The organism is Salmonella bongori NCTC 12419 (assembly GCF_000252995.1).
GTDB classification, from domain to species: Bacteria; Pseudomonadota; Gammaproteobacteria; order Enterobacterales; family Enterobacteriaceae; genus Salmonella; species Salmonella bongori.
Genome location: NC_015761.1, coordinates 2,466,923 through 2,483,274, shown reverse-complemented (window position 1 = coordinate 2,483,274; position 16,352 = coordinate 2,466,923). Strand labels below are relative to the sequence as shown.

15 protein-coding genes are annotated in these 16,352 nt (G+C 53.8%); 11 read left to right on the top strand and 4 right to left on the bottom strand.

Going from position 1 to position 16,352, the window contains the following annotated elements:
• Positions 1-60: 60 nt before the first annotated feature.
• Positions 61-1,350, top strand: a complete 1,290-nt coding sequence (uraA, locus tag SBG_RS11725) for a uracil permease (protein WP_000198340.1) — start codon at positions 61-63, stop codon at positions 1,348-1,350.
• A 94-nt stretch (positions 1,351-1,444) separates the two neighbouring features.
• Positions 1,445-2,146 (top strand): DnaA inactivator Hda, encoded by a 702-nt coding sequence (locus SBG_RS11720; RefSeq protein ID WP_212578730.1) that lies wholly within the window; start codon positions 1,445-1,447, stop codon positions 2,144-2,146.
• Between the two features lie 26 nt (positions 2,147-2,172).
• Here the strand turns inward: SBG_RS11720 and arsC are convergent, their stop codons facing one another.
• Both arsC and bepA read right to left on the bottom strand, forming a co-directional pair.
• Positions 2,173-2,532 carry an arsenate reductase (glutaredoxin) gene (gene arsC, locus SBG_RS11715; protein ID WP_000185575.1) on the bottom strand — a complete coding sequence of 120 codons (360 nt, stop codon included), beginning with the start codon at positions 2,530-2,532 and terminating at the stop codon, positions 2,173-2,175.
• A gap of 38 nt (positions 2,533-2,570) precedes the next feature.
• Positions 2,571-4,034 (bottom strand): beta-barrel assembly-enhancing protease, encoded by a 1,464-nt coding sequence (gene bepA / locus SBG_RS11710; protein WP_000489637.1) that lies wholly within the window; start codon positions 4,032-4,034, stop codon positions 2,571-2,573.
• Positions 4,035-4,240: 206 nt separating this feature from the next.
• Here bepA and SBG_RS11705 point away from each other — a divergent pair, with 206 nt between their 5' ends.
• The 4 genes from SBG_RS11705 to SBG_RS11690 all read left to right on the top strand — a co-directional run bounded on the left by SBG_RS11705 (position 4,241) and on the right by SBG_RS11690 (position 9,252).
• Entirely contained in the window at positions 4,241-5,308 is a 1,068-nt protein-coding gene (locus SBG_RS11705; RefSeq protein WP_000892061.1) for an AI-2E family transporter, read from the top strand.
• 275 nt (positions 5,309-5,583) lie between these two features.
• Positions 5,584-6,771, top strand: a complete 1,188-nt coding sequence (locus SBG_RS11700; RefSeq protein ID WP_001265349.1) for a sugar diacid recognition domain-containing protein — start codon at positions 5,584-5,586, stop codon at positions 6,769-6,771.
• A 67-nt stretch (positions 6,772-6,838) separates the two neighbouring features.
• Positions 6,839-8,107, top strand: a complete 1,269-nt coding sequence (locus SBG_RS11695; protein WP_000200853.1) for a GntP family permease — start codon at positions 6,839-6,841, stop codon at positions 8,105-8,107.
• A 5-nt stretch (positions 8,108-8,112) separates the two neighbouring features.
• Positions 8,113-9,252 (top strand): glycerate kinase, encoded by a 1,140-nt coding sequence (locus SBG_RS11690; RefSeq protein WP_000706366.1) that lies wholly within the window; start codon positions 8,113-8,115, stop codon positions 9,250-9,252.
• Between the two features lie 48 nt (positions 9,253-9,300).
• Here SBG_RS11690 and bcp read toward each other — a convergent pair whose 3' ends face one another.
• Positions 9,301-9,771, bottom strand: coding sequence for a thioredoxin-dependent thiol peroxidase (gene bcp / locus SBG_RS11685; protein WP_001068686.1), 471 nt, complete (start codon positions 9,769-9,771; stop codon positions 9,301-9,303).
• Positions 9,771-10,343 carry a glycine cleavage system transcriptional repressor gene (locus SBG_RS11680; protein WP_000189058.1) on the bottom strand — a complete coding sequence of 191 codons (573 nt, stop codon included), beginning with the start codon at positions 10,341-10,343 and terminating at the stop codon, positions 9,771-9,773. The genes bcp and SBG_RS11680 overlap by 1 nt, the downstream gene beginning before the upstream one ends.
• Positions 10,344-10,488: 145 nt before the next feature.
• Here SBG_RS11680 and dapA point away from each other — a divergent pair, with 145 nt between their 5' ends.
• From dapA to tmcA, 5 genes are all read left to right on the top strand, one after another.
• The gene (dapA, locus tag SBG_RS11675; RefSeq protein ID WP_000494013.1) at positions 10,489-11,367 is read left to right on the top strand and encodes a 4-hydroxy-tetrahydrodipicolinate synthase; all 879 of its coding nucleotides are present in this window, start codon (positions 10,489-10,491) and stop codon (positions 11,365-11,367) included.
• A gap of 16 nt (positions 11,368-11,383) precedes the next feature.
• Positions 11,384-12,418, top strand: a complete 1,035-nt coding sequence (gene bamC / locus SBG_RS11670) for an outer membrane protein assembly factor BamC (protein WP_000331883.1) — start codon at positions 11,384-11,386, stop codon at positions 12,416-12,418.
• Positions 12,419-12,604: 186 nt separating this feature from the next.
• Entirely contained in the window at positions 12,605-13,318 is a 714-nt protein-coding gene (gene purC, locus SBG_RS11665; RefSeq protein ID WP_001171631.1) for a phosphoribosylaminoimidazolesuccinocarboxamide synthase, read from the top strand.
• A gap of 130 nt (positions 13,319-13,448) precedes the next feature.
• Entirely contained in the window at positions 13,449-14,312 is an 864-nt protein-coding gene (ypfJ, locus tag SBG_RS11660; RefSeq protein ID WP_001267518.1) for a KPN_02809 family neutral zinc metallopeptidase, read from the top strand.
• A gap of 15 nt (positions 14,313-14,327) precedes the next feature.
• On the top strand, positions 14,328-16,346 hold the full coding sequence (gene tmcA, locus SBG_RS11655; protein WP_000129600.1) for a tRNA cytosine(34) acetyltransferase TmcA: 2,019 nt from the start codon (positions 14,328-14,330) through the stop codon (positions 16,344-16,346).
• Positions 16,347-16,352: the final 6 nt, after the last annotated feature.

Below are 16,352 nucleotides of genomic sequence, written 5' to 3'. Positions count from 1 at the left end.
AAGAGTCGGCTTTTTTTTGAATAAAACAACTCATAACAAACACACTCAGAGGAATATACTATGACGCGCCGTGCTATCGGGGTGAGTGAAAGACCGCCGCTTTTACAAACAATCCCGCTTAGTTTGCAGCACCTTTTCGCCATGTTTGGCGCGACCGTGCTGGTGCCGGTTCTGTTTCATATTAACCCCGCGACGGTTCTGCTCTTTAACGGTATCGGAACGTTGCTGTATCTCTTTATCTGCAAAGGTAAAATTCCTGCTTACCTGGGGTCGAGCTTTGCCTTTATTTCGCCGGTATTACTGCTGTTACCGCTGGGTTATGAAGTGGCGCTGGGCGGTTTTATTATGTGCGGCGTGTTGTTCTGTCTGGTCTCTTTCATCGTTAAAAAAGCGGGCACAGGTTGGCTGGATGTGATGTTCCCGCCTGCGGCAATGGGGGCAATCGTTGCCGTCATTGGTCTGGAGCTGGCAGGCGTCGCGGCGGGGATGGCCGGATTGCTGCCTGCGCAAGGGCAGTCGCCGGACACAAAAACGATTATTATCTCCATGGTTACGCTGGCGGTGACGGTGTTTGGCTCCGTACTGTTTCGTGGTTTCCTGGCGATCATTCCTATTTTGATTGGCGTGCTGGCGGGCTATGCGCTGTCGTTCGCGCTGGGAGTGGTCGATACCACGCCGATTGCCCAGGCGCACTGGTTTGCGCTGCCGACCTTCTATACACCGCGTTTTGAATGGTTTGCGATCCTGACAATCCTGCCCGCGGCGCTGGTGGTAATTGCCGAACATGTCGGGCATCTGGTCGTGACGGCGAATATCGTCAAAAAAGATTTAGTGCGCGATCCCGGTTTGCACCGTTCCATGTTCGCCAATGGATTGTCGACGATCATCTCCGGCTTCTTCGGCTCCACGCCTAACACCACCTATGGTGAGAATATTGGCGTCATGGCGATAACTCGCGTTTACAGTACCTGGGTTATCGGCGGTGCGGCGATTTTCGCCATTCTGCTTTCCTGCGTCGGTAAACTGGCGGCGGCGATTCAGATTATCCCGTTACCGGTGATGGGCGGCGTTTCGCTGCTGCTGTACGGCGTCATCGGCGCGTCGGGGATTCGCGTATTGATCGAATCAAAAGTTGACTATAACAAAGCACAAAACCTGATCCTTACCTCAGTGATTTTGATCATCGGCGTGAGCGGCGCGAAAGTGCATATCGGCGCGGCAGAATTGAAGGGGATGGCGCTGGCGACTATCGTCGGAATTGGCCTGAGCCTGATTTTTAAACTGATAAGTCTGTTGCGCCCGGAAGAAGTCGTGCTGGAGGCAAACGATGCGGAGCCGCCGCATCGCTAATGGGTTGCCGGGCAGCGATGCTGCCCGGTTCTATCTCGATGGAATTATGTGGTAAACTCAGCGCGATTTTATGCAATCCTGGGTTGAGGTATCTCTGAACACACCGGCACAGCTCTCTTTGCCACTGTATCTTCCTGACGACGAAACTTTCGCAAGTTTCTGGCCGGGGGATAACGCCTCTCTACTGGCCGCGTTACAAAACGTGTTGCGCCAGGAACATAGTGGATATATCTATCTTTGGGCGCGTGAAGGCGCAGGCCGCAGCCATTTACTGCACGCCGCCTGTGCGGAATTGTCGCAGCGCGGAGATGCGGTAGGCTACGTACCGCTTGATAAACGCACCTGGTTCGTGCCAGAAGTGCTCGACGGTATGGAACACCTCTCGCTGGTGTGTATTGATAACATTGAGTGTGTCGCTGGCGATGAATTGTGGGAGATGGCGATCTTTGATCTCTATAACCGCATTCTGGAGTCCGGTAAAACGCGGTTACTCATTACCGGCGATCGCCCGCCCAGACAGTTAAACCTGGGATTGCCGGATCTCGCTTCCCGTCTGGACTGGGGGCAAATCTATAAACTCCAGCCTCTCTCGGATGAGGATAAACTTCAGGCATTGCAGTTGCGCGCCCGGTTGCGAGGATTTGAACTGCCGGAAGATGTCGGACGTTTTTTGCTCAAACGGCTCGATCGCGAAATGCGTACGTTGTTTATGACGCTGGATCAGCTCGATCACGCTTCGATCTCTGCCCAGCGGAAACTGACGATCCCTTTTGTTAAAGAGATTCTGAAACTGTAATACGCCGCGACAGCGGCGTTAAAAGATTAGCCGAGGATGTCCAGCACTTGCTCAGGCGGTCGGCCGATGCGTGCCTGACCATTCGCCACGACAATGGGGCGCTCCATCAGTCTGGGGTGATCAACCAGCGCCTGGATCAATGCCTCTTCGCTGAGCTGGCTGTCCGCCAGGTGAAGCGTTTGATAAAGGTCTTCTTTCTGGCGCATCAGTTCTCGAGCGCTCGACATGCCCAACATACGCAGTAGTTCACGCACTGTGGCGGCATCGGCAGGCGTATCCAGATAAAGCACCACTTCCGGTTCCACGCCATTCGACTTCAGCAGGTTCAGCGTGTCGCGGCTCTTCGAGCAACGTGGGTTATGATAAATTTTAATCGTATTGGTCATGCGTTCTCCTTATGACGCTATCCGGCTAATAAACGGCATTACATTTTCGTGTATGGCTTGAAGCGCTCTTGTAACTGGCGCAACTGGTCTATGCGCGCATCGTAACGCGCCTGTTGCTGGCTGCCCAGTTTTGCCTGTGAGCTGGCACTGCTAAGCAATGAGATTGCCTGATCCAACCGTCCCGCCAGCGCATAACCTTCGGCGCGCGCCGCCAGCTCCTGATCGCGGTTGTTCAGCGCGGCTTCCGCCTGTGCCAGCAGATCCCAACCGTTGCCGTCATCTTTATGGCTAAAGGTATAGCGATTCAGAATGGTTTCCGCCGCTTTCGGCTGGCCTCCCTGGAGGTACGCGTTGGCGAGGTTTAGCTGCAATACCGGGTTAACGCGCAGATCGCGGGCATTTTTCAGGCGATTAATCGCGTCGTTGGCTCTCTTCTGCCCCAGGTCAATATCGGTGGCGAGGTCAAGATACCAGGCATTGTTCGGTTCTGCGCTTAATAGCGGCTGCAAGGTTTTGCGCGCTTCATCGTACTTGCTCGCCTCCATGGCTTGTAGCGCCCGGCCATATTGCGCTGCATGTTGCTGACGCACGTTGCCTTTAGACCACTGCTCCAACAGGTCGCTGGTAAGTTGATTACGACCAGAATTGTACATTCCCAGCGTACGCGCTTTGGCGAGATAAAAGTCGGCAGAGGATTGTACCACGACAGGCCGCATCTGGTTCGCGCGGTTGCGGGCATCCGCAAGACGGCTTTCCGGTAAGGGGTGAGTGAGCAAGATTTCAGGCGGACGCGTGGAATAACGCGCCTGGTCGAGCAGCTTTTCGAGGAAAGAGGGCATCGCCTGTGGGTCAAATCCGGCGCGTTGCAGCACCTGAATTCCAATACGGTCGGCTTCTTGCTCGTTTTGTTGCGTGAAACTTATCATCCCCTGGCGCGTTCCTGCCAGGGTGCCGGTCAGCGCCGCCATACCGGCCTGTGGGCTGGCCATTGCCAACAGAATGGAACCGAGCGCGCCCACCCAGGTGAGCGGTGCGCTGCGTTTTTGATCTTCCATCGCGCGCGCCAGATGGCGCTGTGTAACGTGGGAGATTTCATGCGCCATGACCGAGGCCAGTTGGCTTTCGTTGTCCGCGTAGCGGAAAAGCGCCGAATGCAACACCACATTGCCGCCAAAGAACGCGAAGGCATTAATTTCGTCATTATTGATCAAGAAGAAATGGAAAGGCGTTTTGACGGAGTCGGCGTGCGAGACCAGTCGCATACCCAGCGCATTGATATATTGCACCAGTAGCGGATCGTTGATTAATGGCGCGCTACCACGCAGTTGGCGCACATAAAAGTCGCCCATTTGCATCTCTTGCGCAATAGAAAGCGTGCTTCCTGCTGAGGTTCCCATATCGGGCAGCGTGTCCGCAGGGTCAGCAAATGATGGTGCCACCTGACCGAGAGCCAATGCTGCAATGAGGGTTGCTACCAGGTTTTTTTTCAACTGCCTGAACATAACCTCTATCCTGTTATTTGAGATAGCCCTTTGACCAATACCGTGAAATATCGTTCCACGCTCCGACACTTCAGAAGTGTAACTGTGATGAGCACAGACGCACTGTTTTAGTTTCCTGAATCAACGATAAAAAGCGAAGTCTTTTTTGTGACATTTCGATACAATTCGGCATCACAATCCCGCGGTTGAGTTCTGGGAAGGGTTTTATGCTCGAAATGTTAATGCAATGGTATCGCCGTCGCTTCAGCGACCCGGAGGCGATTGCCTTGCTGGTTATTCTGGTGGCTGGTTTTAGCATTCTCTTTTTCTTTAGCGGCCTGTTGGCGCCGCTACTGGTCGCCATCGTACTGGCCTATCTTCTGGAGTGGCCGACGGCGCGTTTGCAGGCGATCGGCTGTTCCCGACGTTGGGCGACCTCCATTGTTCTTATCCTCTTTGTCGGCATTCTGTTATTAATGGCGTTTGTGGTCATGCCGATTGCCTGGCAGCAGGGCATTTATCTGATTCGGGATATGCCCGGTATGCTGAATAAACTATCCGACTTTGCCGCAACCTTGCCGCGACGTTATCCGGCGCTAATGGATGCGGGCATTATTGATGCAATGGCGGAAAATATGCGAACCCGAATGCTCAATATGGGCGATTCGGTGGTGAAGTATTCATTGGCATCGTTGGTTGGGCTACTGACGCTGGCAGTTTATCTGGTTCTGGTGCCGCTGATGGTCTTTTTCCTGGTAAAAGATAAAGAACAGATGCTGAACGCTGTACGTCGCGTGCTGCCGCGCAACCGTGGGCTGGCGGGGCAGGTGTGGAATGAGATGAACCAGCAGATCACCAACTATATCCGCGGAAAAGTGCTGGAGATGGTGGTGGTGGGCGTGGCAACCTGGCTGGGCTTTTTGTTGTTTGGCCTCAACTATTCGCTACTGCTGGCGGTACTGGTGGGCTTTTCGGTCCTGATCCCGTATATCGGCGCCTTTGTGGTGACAATTCCGGTGGTGGGCGTCGCGCTGTTTCAGTTTGGCCTGGGGACGGAGTTCTGGAGCTGCTTTGCCGTTTATCTGATTATTCAGGCGCTGGACGGCAATCTGCTGGTACCGGTACTCTTTTCCGAAGCGGTGAATTTGCATCCGCTGGTCATTATCCTGTCGGTGGTGATTTTTGGCGGTTTGTGGGGGTTCTGGGGTGTATTTTTCGCTATCCCATTGGCGACGCTGATTAAAGCCGTCGTCCACGCCTGGCCGGATAGTCAGGTGACGGACACTTCATCCTGAGCCGCCGGTACGAAAGTCGTAAAGCGTGAACGGCATCATAGTGCCCTGTTGTCATTTTGCGCATCCCCGATGCAGGACAAGCGCTTAGAAAGCCGATCTTTTTTTAATGCCGCACCGTGTTGCGGCATTTTTATTGTTGAAACCTACAAATCTCTTCGTGTAAAGCCGCCAAAATTTGGTGACTTAGCCTAAGCATTCTTCTGTGAAATTCGTTAAGAAATGACATCATTAAGGCGAGATTGCTTTTTTAAGGTAAAGCAATAACGAAACAGGGAATGCGTGTGTTGAGAAAACATTACTTGAAAGGGTATACCGCGCGGCAAATTGTACAGCGTGCCATGAAAATTATTCCTTACTCGGTAAACGTTATGGATGAACATGGCGTCATTATCGCGTCTGGTGAACCTTCACGGCTTCAGCAGCGTCACGAAGGGGCGATTCTGGCGCTGAAGGAAAACCGTATAGTAGAAATTGACTCCGCTACCGCAAATCAACTCAAAGGCGTGCGATCTGGTATTAATCTTCCCATCTCCTTTCATGAACAGCTCATTGGTGTGGTCGGCATTACCGGAGAGCCGGAGCAGGTTCGCGCTTATGCGGAGCTGGTCAAAATGGCAGCGGAACTGGTGATCGAGCATATGGTGCTGATTGAACAGAGACAGTGGGATAAACGTTATCGCGAAGAGTTAATCAACCAATTAATTTTACGGGAAAACTCGACAGAATCGTTGCGTTCCATGGCGGCCTATCTGGGGATCGATTTGGCAGTGCCCAGGGTGGTGCTCATCATTGAACTTTCCCAGCCGGATCGTGAAGCGCTGCGCAATGTGATGGATTATTTCGAGAACCATGCGCGTAACCATTTGGTGACGTTTACCGAATTTAACGAATTAATCATTATCAAGCCTATCACGTTAAAGGACGGGAAATGGAATACCCGCCAGGAAATGGGGGAGTTGCAGATTTTTAAATCATGGGCCGCGTCATCAGGTTTCAGCCGTATTTTGGTTGGCGGTTTTTTTGCCGGTGAGACGGGACTGCATCGTTCTTTGCTTACCGCCAGAGCCACACAAGCGATGGCGAAAAGACAAAAGCTGCGCAGCCAGTATATTTTTTATCATGACTACGCGCTTCCGGCGCTGCTAAGCGGGCTGTCTGAAAGCTGGCAAGTGCAGGAGTTATCGCGTTTGTGGCTGCAACTGGTCCAACATGATGCGAAAGGCGTATTGCAACAGACCCTTCGGGCCTGGTTTGAACATAATTGTGACCTGACGCAAACGGCCAAAGCATTGCATATTCATGTGAATACATTGCGCTACCGCTTACAGCGTTGTGAAGATATTACACATATAAAAATCAACGAGTTAAAAAATACACTTTGGCTTTATATCGGTATGGAACTCCAAACCGAATCTGTACCGTCCGACAAGTTACCTCAGTCTGGCCGGACCGAAATTTGTTGAAAGCTCCAGCGGATTTCCAGGCTGGTTTTTCCATACTGCGCGCTCCATGTTAAAGGAGGCGCAGTATATGACGTCGATATCCACGCTGGGAGCCATTGCCGCATTGGTGGTGGCCATCGTATTAATTTTAAGAAAAGTGTCGCCGGCTTACGGCATGATGGCGGGGGCACTGGCCGGCGGTTTGATTGGCGGTGCCGATCTTCTGCAAACCGTTTCTCTGATGGTGTCAGGCGCGCAGGGCATCGTTAATGCCGTATTACGTATTCTGGCTGCAGGCGTACTGGCTGGCGTATTGATAGAGTCCGGCGCGGCGAATACGATTGCCGAAACGGTTGTTCGCAAGGTGGGAGAGACCCGGGCGTTATTGGCATTAGCCATTGCAACGCTATGTCTGACCGCCGTCGGCGTATTTATTGATGTGGCGGTGATTACCGTCGCGCCGATTGCGCTGTCGATTGCGCGTAATGCGGGGCTGTCAAAAAGCGCTATTTTGCTGGCGATGATCGGTGGAGGTAAAGCGGGTAACGTAATGTCTCCCAACCCGAATGCTATTGCTGCCTCCGATGCGTTTCATGTCCCTCTTACCTCTATTATGCTGGCGGGCGTTATTCCGGGCGTCATTGGTCTTATTATCGCCTATCTGTTAGCGAAACGGTTGAATAAAAAAGGCGTAGGCGTTGCCGAACACGAAGTCACTCACCATGATGACACCGTCGCCAGGCCCGGCTTTCTGGTAGCAATTAGCGCGCCGCTGGTCGCTATTCTGCTGCTTTCTTTACGCCCATTTGCCGGCATTTCCATTGACCCGTTAATAGCGCTACCCCTTGGGGGGCTCGTCGGTCTGCTGTTTATGGGACGAGCGCGCCATTGTAATCAGTATATGGTCGCCGGTCTGATGCGTATGGCCCCGGTTGCTATTATGTTGTTGGGAACCGGCACGCTGGCCGGAATTATCGCTAACTCCGAACTTAAAGATGTTCTGATTCACGGCCTTACTGCGTCGGGATTACCTTCCTGGCTGCTGGCGCCTGTGTCTGGCGCAATGATGTCAATGGCGACGGCCTCAACCACCGCGGGAACGGCGGTAGCCTCCGGCGTTTTCTCTCCCACATTGCTTGAACTTGGCGTTTCTGCCCTGGCGGGCGCCGCCATGATCCACGCGGGCGCCACGGTGCTGGACCATTTACCACACGGTAGCTTTTTCCATGCGACGGGCGGCAGCGTTAATATGCAAATTCATGAGCGGTTAAAGCTAATGCCGTATGAAACGCTGGTGGGTTTAACCATTACCTTTATTTCTACCCTGATGTTCGGCTTCTTCGGTTTTGCAGGATAATCCCTATGAAAATTGTTATTGCTCCTGATTCATTTAAAGAAAGTTTGTCCGCAATGGCGGTCGCCGAGGCGATAGAAAAAGGGTTCCGTGAAATTTATCCCGATGCCGACTACATCAAGGTACCTATGGCAGATGGTGGGGAAGGAACGGTGCAATCAATGGTGGAAGCCAGCGGCGGGCGCTATATCGACCAGGGGGTACAAGGGCCACTGGGGCAACCAGTGACCGCACGTTGGGGAATGCTGGGCGATAGCGATACTGCCGTGATTGAAATGGCAGCGGCATCCGGGTTGCATCATGTTTCACCTGAATTGCGCAACCCGCTTCATACTACCAGCTATGGGACCGGCGAGTTAATCGTCGCGGCGCTGGAGCATGGCGTAAAGCATATTATTCTGGGGATTGGCGGCAGCGCGACGAATGACGGCGGTGCGGGGATGATGCAGGCGCTTGGCGTTATATTGCGCGATAAGGAGGGCCGCTTGCTTCCCAGGGGCGGTGAGGCGCTGGCGGCGTTGGCCTCTATCGATCTGGCCGGTTGTCACCCGTTACTACGTAATGTAGCGATAACCGTGGCGTGTGATGTCAACAATCCGCTGTGTGGACCTCAGGGAGCGTCGGCTGTTTTTGGCCCCCAAAAAGGAGCGACCGCTGAAATGGTGCGTACGCTGGATGCGGCGCTGGAAAACTGGGGCCGACATATTTATCAGGCTACGGGACGTGAAGTGGTTAACGCTCCCGGTGCAGGCGCGGCAGGCGGGATGGGCGCCGCGCTTTTAGGATTGCTCAATGCGGAATTACGGGCTGGTGTAGAGATCGTCGTGGAAACGCTACAGCTTGAACAGGCCGTTAAAGATGCCGATCTGGTGATTACCGGGGAAGGGCGTCTGGACAGTCAAAGTATTTGCGGCAAGACGCCGATTGGCGTCGCCAGAGTGGCTAAGCGGTATCATAAACCGGTTATTGCGCTCGCTGGCGGACTGCAACATGATCATTATGTTGTGTATCAACAAGGGATCGATGCGGCGTTATCTATCTTGTCGCATATCGTTACGCTACCGGAAGCCTTACATGAGGCGGAATATAACCTGAGCCTGTCGGCGCGGAATGTGGCGGCGATATGGCGTCTGGCGCGGCAAGCCTGACGGCATCTCCTCTTTTCCAGGCCGCACATCAGCGCGGCCTGAGGCTTATTACGCGTTTTCTTTCAGCCAGTTCAGCACCACATCGTGGTGATTGCTGGTTTTAAAATCATTAAAGACATGCTCAATTTTACCGTCAGCGTCAATCAAAAAACTAATACGGTGAATGCCGTCATAGGTTTTGCCCATAAATGATTTTTCACCCCAGACGCCGAATTGTTCGCACACCTGATGGTTTTCATCGGACAAAAGGGTAAAATTCAGCAGCTCTTTTTCAGCGAAACGGGAGAGTTTTTCAGGTTTATCGGTGCTGATACCCAGCACGTCCACGCCTGCTTTTTTAAGTTCGTCCATGTTATCGCGTAAGCCGCAGGCCTGCACGGTACAGCCGGGTGTCATGGCTTTTGGGTAGAAGTAAACCAGAACGCGCTGTCCCTGGAAGTCGGTCAAATTTACTTGTTCTCCGTCTTGATCCGGCAAGCTAAATTTCGGTGCGATATCACCGGCTTTCAGTGGATTCATTACTTAACTCCATCCTGTTCATCATGTTGTGAGTAATTGACGACGTTTATACTGCCTTGCGCATTGAGTTCTGTACATAGTGCTTTAAAGGCTTGCTCAATATTTGCGGAATTTTGCGACGCCGGGCTATGTGCGGTGATCTGAATAAATAGCTGCGCGGCCTTATCGTCTTCAGCCGGCTGCGTACGGGAGACCAGCTCCGCAATATTCATTTCATGACTATCAAACAATGCAGTGAATCGCTCAATTAAATGCGGGGAGTCGGCGACCTCAACCTGTACCCATACCGTCGCAGGCATTGCCGGGCGGGGGCGGTCGGATGTCCGTTTCATCACAATCAGCAGATCCAGTTCAGCGCCCTTCAGCGGCAGCGTCGATTCAATCAGGGTAATCGCGTTCCACGTGCCGGACAACAACATAATAAATGTGAATTCATCGCCCAGCATCGCCAGTCGGCTGTCTTCGATATTACAACCGCAACTACTGACGTGGCGAGTAATGGTATTCACAATACCGGGCCTGTCGGCACCCAGAGCAGTGATAACCAGATAGTGTTGTGATGACGGTGTCAAACCAGTTCTTCCTTTGAGCGGTGAGGTAATCATAAGGAAAGCATAAAAAAAACCTGCATACAACAATCAGAACGGCTCTGGTCGCTTGCTTTTATTGCCATACCAAACGTACCATTGAGGGACTTGTTTGCACAGAGGATGGCCCATGTTCACGGGAAGTATTGTCGCGCTTGTTACACCGATGGATGAAAAAGGTAATGTCTGCCGGTCGAGCCTGAAAAAACTGATTGATTATCATGTCGCCAACGGTACCTCGGCGATTGTTTCGGTTGGTACGACCGGCGAGTCCGCCACGCTAAGTCATGATGAACATGGCGACGTCGTTATGATGACGCTGGAGCTGGCTGACGGACGTATTCCGGTTATCGCCGGCACGGGTGCGAATGCGACCGCGGAAGCGATTAGCCTGACGCAGCGTTTTAATGACAGCGGCGTTGTTGGCTGCCTGACAGTAACGCCGTACTACAATCGCCCTACGCAGGAAGGTTTGTTCCAGCATTTCAAAGCCATCGCGGAACACACTGACTTGCCGCAAATTCTGTATAATGTGCCGTCCCGTACCGGTTGCGATATGTTGCCGGAAACCGTGGGTCGTCTGGCGGAAATAAAAAATATTATCGCTATTAAAGAGGCGACAGGGAACTTAAGTCGTGTTCACCAGATCAAAGAGCTGGTTTCAGACGATTTTATTTTGCTGAGCGGCGATGATGCGTCTGCGCTGGACTTTATGCAACTCGGTGGTCATGGCGTGATTTCCGTTACGGCTAACGTAGCGGCACGCGATATGGCTGAAATGTGCAAACTGGCGGCGGAAGGGCGATTTGCCGAGGCGCGTCTCATCAATCAGCGTCTGATGCCGTTACACAACAAATTATTTGTCGAACCCAATCCTATCCCGGTGAAATGGGCATGTAAGGCATTGGGTCTTGTGGCGACCGACACGCTGCGCCTGCCAATGACGCCTATCACAGATAAGGGTCGTGACATCGTTAAAGCAGCGCTTCAGCATGCTGGCCTGCTGTAAAGTTTAGGGAGATTTGATGGCTTACTCAGTACAAAAGTCGCGCCTGGCGAAGGTTGCGGGTGTTTCGCTTGTTTTGTTGCTCGCTGCCTGTAGTTCCGATTCGCGCTACAAGCGCCAGGTAAGCGGCGATGAATCCTATCTGGATGCCGCGCCGCTTGCTGAGCTTCACGCCCCGGCAGGAATGATTCTGCCCATAACGACCGGCGACTACGTTATCCCGGTTACGAAGGGGAGCGGCGCGGTTGGTAAGGCGTTGGATATCCGTCCACCGGCGCAGCCGTTAGCGTTGGTGAGCGGTGCGCGTACCCAGTTCTCTGGCGATACCACGACTCTGTTGGTGGAAAATGGCCGTGGCAACACGCTGTGGCCGCAAGTGGTCAGTGTGATTCAGGAAAAAAATTATCCGATTGAAAAACGTGATGATGCCGGCCAGACTCTGACGACCGATTGGGTGAACTGGAACCGTCTGGATGAAGACGAACAGTATCGCGGACGTTATCAAATCTCGGTGAAGCCGCAGGGTTACCAGCAGGCAGTAACAGTAAAACTGGTTAATCTGGAACAGGCTGGCAAGCCGGTCGCCGATGCGGCGTCGCTGCAGCGTTACAGCACGGAAATGATGAACGTCATTTCCGCTGGTCTGGATAAAACCGCAACGGATGCGGCGAAGGCCGCGCAAAGCCGTTCCGCCGCAACGATGGACGTACAGAGCGCCGCTGATGACACCGGCTTACCAATGCTGGTCGTTCGCGGTCCGTTCAATGTGGTATGGCAGCGTCTGCCAGCCGCACTGGAGAAAGTGGGCATGAAAGTCACTGACAGTACGCGTTCGCAGGGCAGCATGGCGGTAACTTACAAACCGCTGTCTGACAGCGACTGGCGGGAGCTGGGCGCGAGCGACCCGGGTCTGGTGTCCGGAGACTATAAATTGCAGGTCGGCGATTTAGATAATCGCAGCAGTTTGCAATTTATCGATCCTAAGGGGCATACCCTGACGCAAAGCCAGAACGATGCGCTGGTTGCCGTTTTCCAGGCGGCGTTTAACAAGTAATTTATCAGGGCCGGAGTAATCCGGCCCTTTTTTCTGATAGGATACGCAAACGTGTGCGTCAGCGGAAAAACGCGATTTTACCGTTATTTCACGCCAGAATCACAGGTCGGATAAGCACAGCTCCTTCCGGCAAGGCGTATCAGGAAATGAATATTTATCATTAATTCACACCCAGGAGTGTTAAAGATGCAAAAGCAAGCTGAGTTGTATCGTGGTAAAGCGAAAACCGTATACAGCACGGAAAACCCGGACCTGTTGGTGCTCGAATTCCGCAATGATACGTCAGCAGGGGATGGCGCGCGTATTGAACAGTTTGATCGCAAAGGTATGGTAAATAATAAGTTCAACCATTTCATTATGACCAAACTCGAAGAGGCGGGTATCCCGACCCAGATGGAACGTCTGCTGTCTGATACGGAGTGTCTGGTGAAAAAGCTGGAAATGGTGCCGGTTGAATGCGTGGTACGCAACCGGGCGGCGGGGTCGCTGGTTAAGCGTCTGGGGGTAGAAGAAGGTATGGAGTTAAACCCACCGATCTTCGATCTGTTTCTGAAAAATGATGCCCTGCACGACCCGATGGTGAATGGCTCCTACTGTGAAACCTTCGGCTGGGTAAGTCAGCAAAATCTGGCGCGGATGAAAGAATTAACCTACAAAGCCAACGACGTACTGAAAAAACTGTTTGATGACGCAGGTCTGATCCTGGTGGATTTCAAGCTGGAGTTTGGCCTGTATAAAGGCGAAGTGGTGCTGGGCGATGAGTTTTCGCCGGACGGCAGCCGCCTGTGGGATAAAGAGACGCTGGATAAAATGGACAAAGACCGTTTCCGTCAGGAATTGGGCGGCCTGATAGAAGCCTATGAAGCCGTCGCGCATCGTCTGGGCGTGAAATTAGATTAATTCTGTTTCTGACCGGGGGGTAACCGCTCTCCGGTCTCCTCCTTTCCTCATTCTGATCACGTTTACCTGTGGTAATCCTGCGCCTGACCGCCTACGATCATCTGTATAACAAATAAAGAATGAGGTGATTATGCGCTGGCAAGGGCGTCGTGAAAGTAACAATGTAGAAGACAGACGTAATCAGTCAGGCGGGCCTTCGCTGGGCGGTCCTGGCTTCCGTATCCCGAGTGGTAAAGGTGGCATCATTTTGCTGATAGTGGTGCTGGTGGCAGGATACTACGGAGTGGATTTAACGGGACTGTTAACTGGCCAGCCGGTTTCGCAGCAGCAGTCAACGCGCTCGATAAGCCCGAATGATGACGAGGCCGCGAAATTTACTTCGGTGATCCTGGCGACAACTGAAGATACCTGGGGGCAGCTCTTTGAAAAAATGGGGCGTGGCTACCAGCAGCCAAAACTGGTGATGTACCGCGGCATGACGCGCACCGGTTGCGGCGCGGGACAATCTGTGATGGGGCCGTTCTACTGCCCGGCAGATGGAACTGTCTATATCGATCTCTCTTTTTATGATGACATGAAAAATAAACTGGGCGCGGACGGTGATTTTGCCCAGGGCTATGTCATCGCCCACGAAGTCGGTCATCATGTACAAAAATTGTTAGGTATCGAGCCTAAAGTGCGCCAGCTACAGCAAAATGCGTCGCAAACGGAGGCAAACCGTCTTTCAGTGCGCATGGAGCTGCAAGCAGATTGCTTTGCCGGCGTGTGGGGACACAGTATGCAGCAGCAAGGCGTACTGGAGGCGGGGGACCTGGAAGAGGCGCTCAACGCTGCGCAGGCCATTGGCGACGATCGCTTACAGCAGCAGGGACAGGGACGCGTGGTGCCGGACAGCTTTACTCACGGCACGTCAGAACAGCGCTATAGCTGGTTTAAGCGTGGATTTGACAGTGGCGATCCGGCGCAATGTAATACGTTTGGCAAAAATTTTTGATAGATCGGAGCAGGGATGACTGATATCGATGCGTTAAAGACCTTAACGTCGCAAATGACACAGGAAGGTATTCGTCGTTTACTGGTTATCAGTGGCGACGCGAACTGGTGCCGGGAACGGGCTGAAACAATGCGCGCTGCGCTGCCCGGTGACTGGCTATGGGTCTCGCCAGACGCGCCCGCCGAACCGCGCTGTACGCCGCAGGCACTACAAACACTGCTGGGGCGTGAATTCCGCCATGCGATATTTGACGCCAGACAAGGCTTTGACGCTGCGGCGTTTGCCGCCCTGAGTGGCACCCTGCAGGCTGGCAGCTGGCTGCTTTTGTTAACGCCGCCGTATGAGGTCTGGGAAAACAGCCCTGACAGGGATTCATTGCGCTGGAGCGACTGTGCGCAGCCGATCCCCACGCCGCAATTTGTACAGCATCTTAAACGAACGATCGGTTGCGATCCGCAAACGCTGATTTGGCGGCAGCATGAACCGTTCGACTGGCCGTCTTATTCCCCTCGTGAACGCTGGCGACCCGCTACCGGCGAGCCGCAGCCGGCGCAGGCTGCCATTTTGGCGCATCTGCTTGAGATGCCGCCCGGCGTGGCGACGGTGACAGCCGCTCGTGGGCGCGGCAAATCCGCGCTGGCCGGGCAATTAATCTCACAGATGACGGGAACAGCCATTGTGACTGCGCCAGCGAAAGCGGCAACAGACATACTGGCAACGTATGCAGGCGCGCGATTCTGTTTTATGGCGCCGGATGCGCTGCTGGCAAGCGATGCATCGGCTGACTGGCTGGTGGTTGACGAGGCGGCAGCAATACCCGCGCCGATGCTGCTAAAACTGGTCTCGCGCTTTCCGCGTACATTATTGACTACAACCGTTCAGGGGTACGAAGGCACCGGACGTGGTTTTTTACTCAAGTTTTGCGCCCATTTCCCTTATCTTCACCGTTTTGTGCTTAGCCAACCCATCCGCTGGGCACGGGGATGCCCGCTGGAACATATCGTCAGCGAGGCGCTGATATTCGACGATGAAGCGCTTGCGCAGGCGCCGCATGGCACGATGTCAATTTCAGCGTTTCATCAGCAGGCGTGGCGGGAGAATCCTGCTTTGCCGAGGGCCGTGTATCAGTTACTGTCGGGGGCGCACTATCGTACTTCACCGCTGGATTTGCGTCGGATGATGGATGCGCCGGGGCAGCATTTCTTACAGGTTTCGGTGAGTAGCCGTGTTGCGGGCGCTCTCTGGTTGGTCGAAGAGGGGGGGTTATCCGCCGAACTCAGCCAGGCAATCTGGGGCGGTTTTCGGCGTCCGCGCGGGAATCTGGTCGCACAGTCGCTGGCGGCGCATGGGAGTGACCCCTTAGCCGCGACGCTTGTCGGGCGTCGTGTCAGCCGTATTGCGGTGCATCCCGCCCGCCAACGCGAAGGCATTGGCCAGCAATTAATTGCCTGTGCCTGCCTGCAGGCGGCGCAGTGTGATTATCTTTCCGTTAGCTTCGGCTATACAGCGGAGTTGTGGCGCTTCTGGCAACGCTGCGGCTTTGTGCTGGTGCGGATGGGTAACCATCGGGAAGCGAGCAGTGGTTGCTATACGGCGATGGCGTTATTGCCCTTGAGCGAGGCGGGAAAACGACTGGCCTGGCAGGAACACCGACGTTTACGTCGCGATGCGGACATTCTGGCGCAGTGGAACGGCGAGGCGATGCCGCTGGCACCGTTAACCGACGAGGCGCTGAATGATGAGGACTGGCGTGAACTGGTCGGTTTTGCCTTTGCGCATCGCCCACTACTGACATCGTTAGGCTGCCTGCATCGTTTGCTACAATACAGCACACTGCCGCTACCGGCGCTGCGGGGGCGGCTGGAAGCAAAAGCCAGTGATGCCGAACTGTGCGCCCGGCTTCAGATTACAGGGCGTAAAGCGCTGCTGGCGTTGCAGCGCGCGCAGGCGGCGCAGGCGTTGATTGTACTGGATGCCGGGCGAACGCAACGTCTGCGTGATGCTATGCCCGACGGGAGGCAACATGCCGGATAGCGGCGT